Origin of the sequence: Lachnoclostridium sp. An181 (genome assembly GCF_002160325.1) — a bacterium.
Taxonomy (GTDB): Bacteria; Bacillota; Clostridia; order Lachnospirales; family Lachnospiraceae; genus An181.
In genome coordinates, this window is sequence record NZ_NFKJ01000010.1 from 61,865 (window position 1) to 73,768 (window position 11,904).

The 11,904-nt window shown below is 45.9% G+C and carries 13 protein-coding genes and 1 tRNA gene; 1 reads left to right on the plus strand and 13 read right to left on the minus strand.

The window, feature by feature from the left end; all coding sequences use genetic code 11:
- Window positions 1-8 precede the first annotated feature (8 nt).
- The 10 genes from B5F18_RS07785 to B5F18_RS07830 form a co-directional block, all read right to left on the minus strand.
- A complete protein-coding gene (locus tag B5F18_RS07785) occupies window positions 9-1,718 on the minus strand; it encodes an acetyl-CoA carboxylase carboxyltransferase subunit alpha (RefSeq protein WP_087157119.1) in 1,710 nt (569 codons plus the stop codon).
- A 16-nt stretch (window positions 1,719-1,734) separates the two neighbouring features.
- Entirely contained in the window at window positions 1,735-3,069 is a 1,335-nt protein-coding gene (locus B5F18_RS07790; RefSeq protein ID WP_087157120.1) for an acetyl-CoA carboxylase biotin carboxylase subunit, read from the minus strand.
- A gap of 9 nt (window positions 3,070-3,078) precedes the next feature.
- Complete coding sequence (fabZ, locus tag B5F18_RS07795; RefSeq protein ID WP_087157121.1) at window positions 3,079-3,507, minus strand: 3-hydroxyacyl-ACP dehydratase FabZ; 429 nt, start codon at window positions 3,505-3,507, stop codon at window positions 3,079-3,081.
- A 13-nt stretch (window positions 3,508-3,520) separates the two neighbouring features.
- Complete coding sequence (gene accB, locus B5F18_RS07800; RefSeq protein WP_087157122.1) at window positions 3,521-3,988, minus strand: acetyl-CoA carboxylase biotin carboxyl carrier protein; 468 nt, start codon at window positions 3,986-3,988, stop codon at window positions 3,521-3,523.
- A gap of 15 nt (window positions 3,989-4,003) precedes the next feature.
- Window positions 4,004-5,242 (minus strand): beta-ketoacyl-ACP synthase II, encoded by a 1,239-nt coding sequence (gene fabF, locus B5F18_RS07805; RefSeq protein ID WP_087157123.1) that lies wholly within the window; start codon window positions 5,240-5,242, stop codon window positions 4,004-4,006.
- Between the two features lie 9 nt (window positions 5,243-5,251).
- Window positions 5,252-5,992 carry a 3-oxoacyl-[acyl-carrier-protein] reductase gene (fabG, locus tag B5F18_RS07810; RefSeq protein ID WP_087157124.1) on the minus strand — a complete coding sequence of 247 codons (741 nt, stop codon included), beginning with the start codon at window positions 5,990-5,992 and terminating at the stop codon, window positions 5,252-5,254.
- On the minus strand, window positions 5,986-6,909 hold the full coding sequence (gene fabD, locus B5F18_RS07815) for an ACP S-malonyltransferase (protein WP_087157125.1): 924 nt from the start codon (window positions 6,907-6,909) through the stop codon (window positions 5,986-5,988). Before fabD ends, fabG begins: the two co-directional genes overlap by 7 nt.
- The gene (gene fabK, locus B5F18_RS07820; protein ID WP_087157126.1) at window positions 6,902-7,840 is read right to left on the minus strand and encodes an enoyl-[acyl-carrier-protein] reductase FabK; all 939 of its coding nucleotides are present in this window, start codon (window positions 7,838-7,840) and stop codon (window positions 6,902-6,904) included. Before fabK ends, fabD begins: the two co-directional genes overlap by 8 nt.
- A 68-nt stretch (window positions 7,841-7,908) precedes the next feature.
- Entirely contained in the window at window positions 7,909-8,127 is a 219-nt protein-coding gene (acpP, locus tag B5F18_RS07825) for an acyl carrier protein (RefSeq protein WP_087157127.1), read from the minus strand.
- 69 nt (window positions 8,128-8,196) lie between these two features.
- Window positions 8,197-9,162 (minus strand): beta-ketoacyl-ACP synthase III, encoded by a 966-nt coding sequence (locus tag B5F18_RS07830; RefSeq protein ID WP_087157128.1) that lies wholly within the window; start codon window positions 9,160-9,162, stop codon window positions 8,197-8,199.
- A 179-nt stretch (window positions 9,163-9,341) separates the two neighbouring features.
- On the opposite strand from B5F18_RS07830, the gene B5F18_RS07835 reads away from it, so the two are divergent.
- Window positions 9,342-9,424: transfer RNA gene (locus B5F18_RS07835), tRNA-Leu, on the plus strand.
- A 107-nt stretch (window positions 9,425-9,531) separates the two neighbouring features.
- Here B5F18_RS07835 and bilS read toward each other — a convergent pair.
- The 3 genes from bilS to B5F18_RS07850 form a co-directional block, all read right to left on the minus strand.
- On the minus strand, window positions 9,532-10,059 hold the full coding sequence (gene bilS, locus B5F18_RS07840; protein ID WP_087157129.1) for a flavodoxin family protein BilS: 528 nt from the start codon (window positions 10,057-10,059) through the stop codon (window positions 9,532-9,534).
- A 5-nt stretch (window positions 10,060-10,064) separates the two neighbouring features.
- Window positions 10,065-10,460 (minus strand): Rab5-interacting family protein, encoded by a 396-nt coding sequence (locus B5F18_RS07845; protein WP_087157130.1) that lies wholly within the window; start codon window positions 10,458-10,460, stop codon window positions 10,065-10,067.
- A 139-nt stretch (window positions 10,461-10,599) separates the two neighbouring features.
- Entirely contained in the window at window positions 10,600-11,772 is a 1,173-nt protein-coding gene (locus tag B5F18_RS07850; protein ID WP_087157131.1) for a CD0519/CD1768 family membrane protein, read from the minus strand.
- Window positions 11,773-11,904 lie beyond the last annotated feature (132 nt).

Consider the following 11,904-nt stretch of genomic DNA (forward strand, 5'->3'; position numbering starts at 1 on the left):
ACACTCCGCTACATGTTGCGGAAACGTTCATATCGATGCTCTTTTATTTCTTCTTCATTCATTGTTTCATAGCGGTCAAAAAACTCATCCATGTAACTGGTCAGCTGCCCGCAAACCTCTGAAAGGTTATTGATAGTCAGATGTCCCGGCTCCGGAATGATCCGTTCAATAATTCCCAGACGTTTTAAGTCCCTGGATGTCAGTTTCATAACACCTGCCGCCTCCTGGGCACGCTTTGCATCCTTCCAGAGGATGGAGGCAAACCCTTCCGGGGAAAGGACAGAATAAATGGAGTTTTCCAACATCCATACTTCATCTGCAACAGCAAGTGCAAGCGCGCCGCCGCTGCCGCCCTCTCCAATGACAATGGAAAGAATCGGCACCTTCATATCCGACATCTCAAACAGATTTCTGGCAATGGCCTCGCCCTGTCCTCTCTCCTCCGCCTCCAGGCCGCAAAATGCACCTGGTGTATCCACAAAGCAGATCACTGGTCTTCCAAATTTCTCAGCCTGTTTCATCAGTCTTAGCGCCTTCCGGTATCCTTCCGGGGACGGCATTCCAAAGTTACGCTCAATATTTTCCTTTGTGGTTCCGCCTTTTGCCTGGGCAATGACTGTCACCGGCATTCCTTTGAATCTTGCTACTCCACCGATGATGGCTTTATCATCTTTAAAATATCTGTCGCCGTGGAATTCCATAAAATCTGTAAACAGAGTTCTGATATAGTCTTCACCTGTCGGTCTGTCTTTCATCCTGGAAATCTGAACTCTGTCCCAGGCACTCGCCAGCTCATTTTTGATCTCTGTCTCCGGTGTTTCCACTTTCTTGGTTTTCTCTCTTTCCGATTTTTTGTGGAGTTTTAAAATCTTTGACAATACTTCTTTTTGCTCTTCACGCTCCACGATCCTGTCAACGAACCCATGCTCCAAAAGAAATTCTGAGCGCTGGAATCCTTTTGGCAGTTTCTGGCCAATGGTCTGCTCAATGACACGCGGTCCCGCAAATCCGACCAGTGCATTTGGTTCTGCAAGGATAATATCTCCAAGCATGGCAAAACTTGCTGTCACCCCTCCGGTTGTAGGATCTGTCAGCACAGAGATGTAAAGCTGGCCTGACTCACTGTGCCGCTTTAAGGCTGCGCTCGTCTTTGCCATCTGCATCAGGGATACAATCCCCTCCTGCATTCTTGCTCCGCCCGAACAGGTGAAGATGATCACCGGAAGTTTCTGCTCTGTGGCTCTCTCCACTGCACGGGCAATCTTCTCTCCAACAGTCCTTCCCATACTGGCCATCATGAAACGCCCATCGCACACCCCGACTACTGCCTCGCTTCCATTGATGGAAATCTTTCCTGTGATGACTGCCTCGTCAAGCTTTGTCTTTTCCCTCAAAGCCTCCAGCTTTTCTTCATACCCTTTATATTTCAGCGGATTTCCGGAAGACAGCCCTTTGTCCCACTCCTCAAAGCTGCCCTCGTCCGCGATCATCTCAATTCTACGGTAAGCATGCATACGGAAATAACTGTGGCATTTCGGACAGATGTAATACCCTTTTTTTACATCTTCGGTGATGATCGCAGATTTACAGACATTACATTTTTTCAAAAGTCCTTCCGGCACCTCCGGCCTTCTGCGATCTCTTACATATCTGTCTGTGTCCGGGATATTTTTCAATGAAATATAATTTGTTTTTTTAAACATGCTGCCTAACTTCATATCTATTTATCCCCCTCTACAATTTCTCAATAAACTCCACATCAATGTCCCCTGACTGATAATCCGGGTGCTGGAGAATCTCATACAGGTAATCAATATTGGTATCCACGCCCTCTATGATCACTTCACCAAGTGCGCTTCTCATTTTTGCGATCGCATCTTCCCTCGAAAATCCGTGCACAATGAGTTTCGCGATCATGGAATCATAGTAAGGCGGAATAGTATAGCCGCTGTAAATTGCAGTATCAATGCGCACGCCGTTTCCTCCCGGAAGATATAAATCTGTGATGGTTCCCGGAGACGGGCGGAAATTCTTTTCCGGATTCTCTGCATTGATGCGGCATTCAATCGCATGTCCTGTCAATTTGATATCTTCCTGAGTCACGCTAAGCGGAAGACCGGACGCGATCTTGATCTGCTCTTTTACAAGATCCAGCGCTGTCACCCACTCTGTTACCGGATGTTCCACCTGGATTCTCGTGTTCATCTCCATAAAGTAAAAATTGCCGTTCTTCTCAAGCAAAAACTCAATCGTACCTGCATTGGTATAGTTTGCCGCCTTTGCCGCCTTTACCGCTGCCTCTCCCATCTTTGCCCGAAGTTCATCGGAGAGTGCTGCGGACGGAGACTCCTCGATCATCTTCTGATGATTTCTCTGGATGGAGCAGTCCCTCTCCCCAAGATGCACCACATTTCCGTAATTATCCGCAAGAATCTGGAATTCAATATGCCTTGGATGCTCCACAAAGTGCTCCATGTACATGGTGTCATCTCCAAACGCCATCTTTGCTTCCTTTTGGGCTGTGAGGAATGCATTTTCAAATTCCTCAGGTGTATACGCCACGCGCATCCCTTTTCCGCCGCCGCCAAGCGCTGCCTTGACAATGACAGGGTAAGTGATCTCCTCCGCAACCTTCTTTCCGAATTCCACATCTGTGATGATCTCTTTGCTGCCCGGAATGACCGGCACCCCTGCCTCGATCATCGTCCTTCTTGCCTGGGCTTTATCCCCCATTTTTCGCATCACTTCTGCACTTGGTCCGATAAAGGTAATGTTGCATTTTGCACAGAGCTCTGCAAATTTGCTGTTCTCGGAAAGAAATCCAAAGCCCGGATGAATAGCGTCAGCTCCGGACACAACAGTGGCACTTAAAATCCTGTCCATTCTAAGATAGCTTTCTGAAGATGGTGCCGGCCCGATGCAGATGGCCTCATCCGCAAGCTGCGTGTGTAAAGCCTCCCTGTCTGCCTCGGAGTACACAGCCACAGTTGCGATTCCAAGCTCTCTGCATGCACGTATAATTCTTACCGCGATCTCACCGCGGTTTGCAATCAATACTTTTTTTATCATGCCTGTCACCTATCCAATCATAAATGTTAATTCTGCGCTCACAGCCACTTGACCGTCCACGCTTGCCACTGCCTCTCCGATTCCAACCGGACCTTTCTGTTTGATGATCTTTGTCTCGAGGCGCACTTTGTCGCCAGGTCCGATCTTTCTTTTAAACTTACATTTATTGATGGCTCCAAAGTACGCAGTCTTTCCTTTTGCAGATTCCTGGCTTAGGATCGCCACTGCTCCGACCTGTGCCAAAGCCTCCACAGTGAGAACACCCGGCATTACCGGCTCCTGTGGAAAATGACCTTTAAAAAAATCTTCCCTGTAAGTCACACATTTATATCCCACTGCATACTGTCCCGGCTCATAATCCTCTATGTAATCCACCAAAAGGAACGGATGCCTGTGCGGAATGATCTCTTTTATCTGGTTGATGTCCAATCTGTTCATCTTCTGCCGCCTCCTATATGATTCTGAACAACGGCTGGCCGTACTCCACTGCCTCTCCGTTCTCTACAAGTACTTCTGCGATCTCACCGTCAAATTCACTCTCGATCTCATTCATCAGTTTCATCGCCTCAATGATCGCAAGCACCTGTCCTTTTTTTACCTTGTCGCCGACTACCACGAAATTATCCGCATCCTCTGCAGGAGCTGCATAGAAAGTTCCAACAAGAGGAGATGTCACATATTTTCCGGAAACTTCATTGTCAGTCTCTGCTGACACAGCCCCGCTTGCCTGGCCTTGCACTGGCTGAGACGCTGCTGCCGGCATAGCTGTCTGCGGAACATCGGACTGAACAACCACAGCCCCGGATGTTTTCTGTCCTTTTCCCATCTTGATTTCCACATCTTCAGTCTTATACTTAAACTCTGTAAGCGATGAGTCGGAAACCGCTTTGATCAATTTTAAGAGATTTTCAAATTCCATTTTTACTTCCTCTTCTTATTCTTCGAATTTTTTCACCATAATTGTTGCATTGTGTCCGCCAAATCCAAGAGAATTGCTCATCGCATAAGTGATGTCTTTTTCTACCGGAGCGCCGATCGCATAATTTAAATCACAGTCTTCATCCGGCGTCTCGCTGCCCATTGTCTGATGGATAAAGCCATCCTGGATGGATTTCACACATGTGATGAATTCCACTCCGCCCGCTGCTCCAAGAAGATGTCCGATCATAGATTTTGTGGAGTTGATCACTACATCCCCTGCTGCATCACCAAGCGCTCTTTTGATGGCCCTTGTCTCAAACAGATCGTTGTGGTGTGTACTTGTTCCATGTGCATTGATGTAATCCACATCCTTTGGCTCCACACCTGCTTCTTCCATTGCAAGCTCCATGGCTTTGGCTGCACCGCTGCCGTCTTCAGCCGGTGATGTCACATGGTATGCATCACATGTTGCACCGTATCCCACAACTTCCGCATAAATTTTTGCTCCGCGTTTCTTCGCATGTTCCAGCTCTTCCAGTACAACCACACCTGCGCCTTCTCCGATGACAAATCCGCTTCTGTCTTTGTCAAATGGAATGGATGCACGCTTTGGATCCTCCGCTGTGGTGAGTGCTGTCAGGTTTGTAAATCCGGCAACTGCTGTCGGGCAGATAGAACTTTCTGTTCCTCCTGCCAGCATCACTTCTGCATCCCCATACTGGATCGCCCTCAACGCATCCCCGATAGAATGGGTTCCTGTAGCACATGCTGTTGTCACGCTCGTACATTTTCCTTTGAGCCCCAAATTGATCGCCACATTACCTGCAGCCATATTGGAGATCATGAGCGGCACCATCAAAGGATTGACTTTTGAAGGCCCTTTTTCCAAAATTTTTGAGTATTCCTGCTCCACTCTTTGAAGACTGCCGATACCGGAGCCGACAATCACGCCCACACGGTACGGATCTTCATTTTCCATGTTAAGACCTGCATCCTCAAATGCTTCCCTTGCTGCTGCAACTGCGTACTGTGAAAATGCCTCCATACGTTTTGCAGACTTAAAATCCATATGTTCTTTTGCAACAAAGCCTTTTACCTCTGCTGCCAGCTTTACTTTATATTCTGTTGTGTCGAATTTTGTAATCTTGTCGATTCCCACGTGCCCTTCCTTAACGGAATTCCAAAATTCTTCCACGGAATTTCCAATCGGAGTGATGGCTCCCATTCCGGTTACTACAACTCTTCTCTTCATATGATCCTCCTACATTACCATACCGCCATCTACATGGATGACCTGTCCTGTGATATATCCCGCATCATCTGATGCCAAAAATGCTACTGTATTTGCCACATCCTCTGCTTTTCCAAAATGTCCAAGCGGAATCTGTGCAGCAGACGCCTCTTTTACTTTATCAGATAAAACCTCAGTCATATCTGTCTCAATAAAACCCGGAGCAACTGCATTCACAGTGATTCCGCGGCTTGCAACTTCTCTTGCCGTTGATTTTGTAAGACCGATCACGCCTGCTTTTGACGCTGCGTAATTGACCTGTCCTGCATTTCCTGTCACACCCACCACGGAAGAAAGGTTGATAATCCTTCCTGCTCTTTGTTTGATCATCTGCCTTGCCACATGGCGCACGCAGTTAAATGTGCCTTTCAGATTCACATTGATGACATTGTCAAAATCTTCCTCTGACATTTTCATCAAAAGTCCGTCTTTTGTGATTCCTGCATTGTTCACCAGTATATCGATTCTTCCGTAAGTCTTGATGATCTCTCCGATAAATGCCTCACAAGCAGCATAGTCAGACACATTACACTGCATGACTGCTGCTTTTTGGCCATTACTTTCAATCTTTGCTTTTACTTCCTCTGCTTTTTTTGCAGAACCGTTATAATTGATCACGACCATGGCGCCCATGGATGCAAGTTTCTCTGCAATGGCCCTGCCAATCCCTCTGGACGCGCCTGTCACTACCGCTATCTTTCCTTCTAACATACAAGCTCTCCTATCACTAACTCCATATCCTCTACAGTCTGAATGTTATATACTTTCACATCACGGTCAATTTTCTTTAAAAATCCCGCCAATGTTCTTCCAGGTCCAATCTCAACAAATGTGTCCACACCGTCTGCGATGAGATTCCTCATACTCTGCTCCCAGCGCACGGATGATGACACCTGTTTTTCCAACAATTCTTTCGTGTCATTGATATCCTCAACCTTGTCTGCCGTCACGTTTGTGACATAAGGAATCTTCAATGCTTTCCACTCTACTTTTTCCAGCTCTTCGCCCAATTTCTCCCCTGCAGGCTTAAGCATGGAAGAATGAAAAGGTCCGCTCACATTCAATTTCATGACACGCTTTGCCCCTGCTTCTTTTAAAGCCACACTGGCTCTGTCAACAACTTCAGCCACGCCTGTAATGACAGTCTGGCCCGGACAATTATAATTTGCGACTTCCGCTCCCTCGATTTTTTCCACAACCTCTTCGATATCCCTTGTCTCCATCCCAAGAACAGCCGCCATGGCTCCTACACCCGTCGGCACTGTGTTCTGCATCAGGATTCCCCTTATGCGCACTGTACGGATAGCCTCCTGTGTGCTCATTCCGCCTGCAGCGGCGATGGCACAGTACTCCCCAAGACTAAGTCCTGCAGTCACATCCGGTTTCAGTCCCTTTTCTTCCACCACTTTTGTCATGGCAAGGCAGGTTGTCACAAGGGCTGCCTGTGTATATTCTGTCAAATCCAGTCTGTCGTTCTTTTCAAAGCACAGCTCCTCCATCGAAAATCCAAGATCCTCGGAGGCTTTTTTGTAGATTTCTTTTACCTCATCAAACTGCTCGTAAAAGTCCTTTCCCATTCCTGCCTTCTGTGCACCCTGTCCCGGGTAAATGAATGCAATCTTACTCATAAAATCCTGCTCCTTTTATCAGCGCGTCTGTCTCCTTTACGAGACGCTCAATCAGTTCCTTACATGTACACTCTTCTTTTACCATTCCGGCAATCTGTCCTGCCATTACACTGCCATTTTCCACATCGCCATCTACAACTGCTTTGCGCAGTCCGCCAAGTGTCAGTTTTTCCAATTCCTCAAAAGAAGCACCTTCCTGCTCCAGGCGGAGGTATTCCCTTGTCATCTTGTTTCTGAGAGCACGAACCGGATGTCCTGTGGAGCGGCCTGTCACTCTAGAATCAATATCCCTTGCTTTGATGATGCATTTTTTATAATTTTCGTGTACCTGACATTCGTCTGTCACTACAAAGTTGGTTCCCATCTGCACTCCTCTTGCTCCAAGCATGAACGCAGCTGCGATTCCTCTTCCGTCGGCAATTCCGCCCGCTGCGATCACCGGAATGCTCACAGCATCCACGATCTGCGGAACAAGTACCATCGTTGTATTCTCACCGATGTGTCCTCCGGCTTCGCATCCTTCTGCCACAAGTGCATCCGCACCGCAGCGCTCCATACGTTTTGCCAAAGCTACAGAGGCAACAACAGGAATAACTTTTACTCCAGCCTCTTTCCACATCGCCATATATTTTTCAGGGTTTCCCGCTCCTGTTGTCACCACTTTAACTCCTTCTTCCGCCACAACCTTCGCGATTGCGTCAGCCTCAGGATTCATCAGCATGATGTTCACTCCGAACGGTTTATCTGTCAGTTCTTTCGCTTTCTTTATCTGATCTCTTACCCACTCTGCAGGAGCTCCGCCGGCGCCGATAAGTCCAAGCCCGCCGGCATTTGACACTGCTGCCGCAAGATGATACTCTGCGACCCATGCCATACCTCCCTGAACAATCGGGTATTCGATTCCTAACAATTCTGTGATTTCTGTTCTCATATAACAACCTTTCCCTTCTTAACTATAAGGCTTCCGAAAAATATTTTCGGAAGCCGCTTTTGTAAGTTTTATTTTTCTAAGTACTCAATAACATCTCCAACTGTTGTCAGCTGCTCCAAGTCTTCGCTTGGGATCTCTTTTCCGTATTTTTCCTCCAAAGCCATCACAAGCTCAAAAAGATCAAGAGAGTCTGCTCCCAGGTCATCTTTGAAAGAGGATTCTTCTGTGATCGTGTCTGCGTCTACTCCAAGGTTTTCAGCGATAATTTCTTTTACTTCTTCTAACATGAATTTCTTCTCCTTTTAAATCATTTTTTGTTCTTATATGTATGTAATCCAGAAATCACGTTCTGGCAATTACCATTTGATTACTGTGGCTCCCCAGGAAAGCCCTGCGCCAAATCCTGCCATCACAATTGTCTGGCCTTTTTTCAATCTTCCATCCCTGTTCATCTCATCCAATAGGATTGGGATGCTGGCAGCTGAAGTGTTTCCATACTGTTCAATATTGGTTGGAAATTTTTCTACATCTATTTTCAATCTCTTGGCAACCGATTCCACAATTCTCCGATTTGCCTGGTGGAGCACAAAATAATCCACATCCTGCAGATCTAGTCCTGCTTTTTCCAGTGTCTCTTTGATCACTTCCGGGACTTTTCTCACCGCAAACTGAAAAACTGCCCGTCCGTCCATCTTCATGCAAGTGTCATTTCCCTGACATTTTTCCTTCCAGTTCTTCTGGCATCTGCTCTCGCATTCCATGGCCACACCTTTTTCGCCGTCTGAATGGGTTGATGCAAAAAACATTCCATCCGAAACCGCGGATACGACAGCAGCTCCTGCGCCGTCTCCAAATAAAATACAGGTTCCTCTGTCTGTCCAGTCCACAAGGTTGGACAAATTTTCAGCTCCTATAACAAGTATATTCTTGTACATGCCGCCTGCAATATACATCTGGGCTGTGTTGTATGCAAACACAAATCCACTGCAGGCAGCACCGCCCAGGTCAAAACAAGTGGCATTGACAGCCCCTATGTTCTTTTGCACTTCACAGGCAGTGCACGGGAATACTTTATCGGAAGAAATCGTCGCCACAAGGATCAGGTCAATCTCTTCCGCCGACATACCCGCGTTTTCAAGCGCCTTCTTTGCCGCATCCGCTGCCAGAGAACTTGTCGTCTCTGTGTCAGCAATATGCCTTCTGGCAATCCCGGTGCGTTCTCTGATCCACTCATCGTTGGTGTCCACGATTTTTGCCAGATCATCGTTCTCTACTATTTTGGAAGGGATACTGGAACCCGTTCCGCATATTCGTCCTACCATCGCTCTATCTCCATCTATCTGTTTTATTGATAATTAAATTTGAAGGTAAAATATTTTGATATTCAAAGTATATCATCTGTGAAGAGATTGTCAAGAATTTATCTCAAAAAAATATTTTTTTCAAATTGTAAAAAATAGTTTGCATTTTTCAAAATTTATGATATAATCTTTTTTGTCGAGCGGAAGTGGCGGAATGGCAGACGCGCTAGATTCAGGTTCTAGTGGCAGCAATGCTGTGTGGGTTCAAGTCCCATCTTCCGCATTTGCTGATTATGGAGAGATGTACATCGAAATGATGTACATCTTTTTTGTTTTATAAACAGAAACTTTCTGCTCCAAAAAAATTGAGCCTGCCAAAGCAGACTCACATTACTTTCCTGTGATTTTTTCCATACACTCCTGTACGAATCTCTCCAAATTTTTTAAATCTCTCTCATCCGGATGCAAAAGTCCCTCGTCAAAATTGTGCAGCATCTTTTGCACAATCGCCTTATCCTGTGCATTCTCCAACATATTCTCATACCTTGCTCGCACTGCCATGGGCATCTTTCCTTGGCAGAGAAAACAGCCCAGATAGTCATTATCTTCCGACAAATGTTTCTTCACCGTTCCCTCAAGCATTTCATAATACCCGGGATTGTCGCCCTCTCCGCATGTTCCAAAAAGAGCGACCTTTTTTCCGTGCAATGCCTGAAGTATCCCTGCAATATCCGGCGGACAGTCTCCCTTATCGACCCAAAATCCCACAAAATAGATATTCGCTTCCACTTTTGCATCCCACTGCGCTGCGCGTACAATATCTTTTTTATGCTTTGGAAGCGAAAAAAAGATTTTCTCCGCAAGTTTTTCCGTATTGCCGGTACGGCTGGAAAATATGATCATGCTATCGTATTTCATCGTGCTCAACTCCTCTTTATAAATTTCGAATGACATTTCGGGCACGTAATCTCAATTTTCCCCTTCCCCCTTGGAATACGGATTTTCTGTTTACATGTTGGGCATTTATAGATATGATAATTCTTTCTCTGCTCCATCTGTTTTGGAAAACTTGAAATTCTGCCGCGAATCCCGGCTGTCATGGCGAGAAATTTTTGATTCTCTTTATATCTTTTCGCATGGTTCTTTGAAAAGACACGAAAATAGGCATATATCAATAATGCAAATGCTGCAATATAAAAAAGCATTCCATCAGACACAAGATTCAGGATCAGGCACACAATTCCCGCTCCTACAAGGAATTTCGAGAACTGGTCTACCCCATATCTTCCGTACATAAAACGAATCAGTTTTTCTTTCATCATCCTCACCTCTTTAAAGTATACCTGAATTTATTCTAATTGTTTTGTGTGAAAAAGCAATGAACTAATGCAGAAAAAAGTATAAAAATATTCTAAAAAAGAATGCTGCAGATCTTTTTTGATCTGCAGCATTCTTTACTTACATGATCATCGACACAATCCTGAACAGGAAGTTCGCTGCAATTCCCGCACACAATCCTCCGATCGTATGGCTCATAATCGCTTTTCCAGTCAGTTTGCTCGACTTCAATGCAGACATCATAGCCACATGGGTGCTCAAATATCCGCTCCAACACATGCACATTGCGGTAAATACTGCAATGTCATTCGCATGTACAATGCCTTCTTTCAGCATGTTTGGCACAAGACCAATCGCTGCTCCGGCAGCTCCAAGAGCTGTGATCGGCACTGCGATGGCAGATGCGCTTGAAAAACCAAATAATGGTTTGAGGATGAAGTCAATCTTCTCGCCAATCCATGGAAGTAATGCTACACCTTCGTACGCTGCTCCTGTGTACGCTCCGGATTCAGCCGGGCCGTTTGTGAGCATGAGCACGATAGTACAGATAGCAAGAACACCAGGGATGATCGCAAGACCAACTTCAACGCCGCCTTTTCCGCCTTCCAGCATAGCTTCGATGGCTCTTCCGCCAATTCCGCCGTTTCGGATCTCACGCTTGTTGAGCAGATCATCGGTTGACTCGCCTTCTTTGAGCGGAATACAGTACTCTTCTGTACCGTATTCTTTCTTTGTGAAGATCATCATGATCCGCACACTGATGATACTTCCTATGATCGCTCCGATGTTACCGATAAGTACTGCGATTCCTATATCCTCGCCCGGAGCATGAAGACCGATCATAAAAGAAGTTACGATCAATCCCATGCCAAATGCAGTTCCAAGGTTTGTCAATGCAGGAAGCTGAAATTTCTTAAAGTATTTACGGAAATTCTTATCCTCCGCAAGACCAAGGATTGCCGGGTTATCGGAAAGGTATGTCGTCATGACACCAATCGCTGCCGCGCCCGGAAGGTTGTAGAGCGGTTTCATCAGTGGAGACAACACCTTGTTCAGCATTGCGATTACACCGAACTCTGACAAAAGTCCGGAAAGTGCCCCCGCAATAACCGCAATTGCCATAATGTTGAACACGGTGTCCAAAAGCAGCTGGTAAGCTGTCGCCATCAGCGTGTTCATCATATTCACGCCTCCCATTTTCGAGCCCATGTACCCGAAAAGCAGAGCAAGTACTGCAAGGAAGATGAAGGATTCCAAGCTGACGGCTTTTTTGAATCTTCTGTTTGTTTCCATTTCTACCCTCTCATATATAAAATATTTTATAGATACATACACATTATATCACACTGCATTATATTCTGTCAATTTTCTTGGTTATTTTGAACTTTTTTAACACGACAGCCTGAATTTCTCCGGTACGTTTTT

Excerpts from the sequence above, each read along its gene's own strand:
- B5F18_RS07785 (WP_087157119.1), bottom strand. The coding sequence starts at position 1,718 with ATGAAGTTAGGCAGCATGTTTAAAAAAACAAATTATATTTCATTGAAA.
- B5F18_RS07790 (WP_087157120.1), bottom strand. The coding sequence starts at position 3,069 with ATGATAAAAAAAGTATTGATTGCAAACCGCGGTGAGATCGCGGTAAGA.
- fabZ (WP_087157121.1), bottom strand. The coding sequence starts at position 3,507 with ATGAACAGATTGGACATCAACCAGATAAAAGAGATCATTCCGCACAGG.
- accB (WP_087157122.1), bottom strand. The coding sequence starts at position 3,988 with ATGGAATTTGAAAATCTCTTAAAATTGATCAAAGCGGTTTCCGACTCA.
- fabF (WP_087157123.1), bottom strand. The coding sequence starts at position 5,242 with ATGAAGAGAAGAGTTGTAGTAACCGGAATGGGAGCCATCACTCCGATT.
- fabG (WP_087157124.1), bottom strand. The coding sequence starts at position 5,992 with ATGTTAGAAGGAAAGATAGCGGTAGTGACAGGCGCGTCCAGAGGGATT.
- fabD (WP_087157125.1), bottom strand. The coding sequence starts at position 6,909 with ATGAGTAAGATTGCATTCATTTACCCGGGACAGGGTGCACAGAAGGCA.
- fabK (WP_087157126.1), bottom strand. The coding sequence starts at position 7,840 with ATGAGAACAGAAATCACAGAATTGTTAGGAATCGAATACCCGATTGTT.
- acpP (WP_087157127.1), bottom strand. The coding sequence starts at position 8,127 with ATGTTAGAAGAAGTAAAAGAAATTATCGCTGAAAACCTTGGAGTAGAC.
- B5F18_RS07830 (WP_087157128.1), bottom strand. The coding sequence starts at position 9,162 with ATGGTAGGACGAATATGCGGAACGGGTTCCAGTATCCCTTCCAAAATA.
- bilS (WP_087157129.1), bottom strand. The coding sequence starts at position 10,059 with ATGAAATACGATAGCATGATCATATTTTCCAGCCGTACCGGCAATACG.
- B5F18_RS07845 (WP_087157130.1), bottom strand. The coding sequence starts at position 10,460 with ATGAAAGAAAAACTGATTCGTTTTATGTACGGAAGATATGGGGTAGAC.
- B5F18_RS07850 (WP_087157131.1), bottom strand. The coding sequence starts at position 11,772 with ATGGAAACAAACAGAAGATTCAAAAAAGCCGTCAGCTTGGAATCCTTC.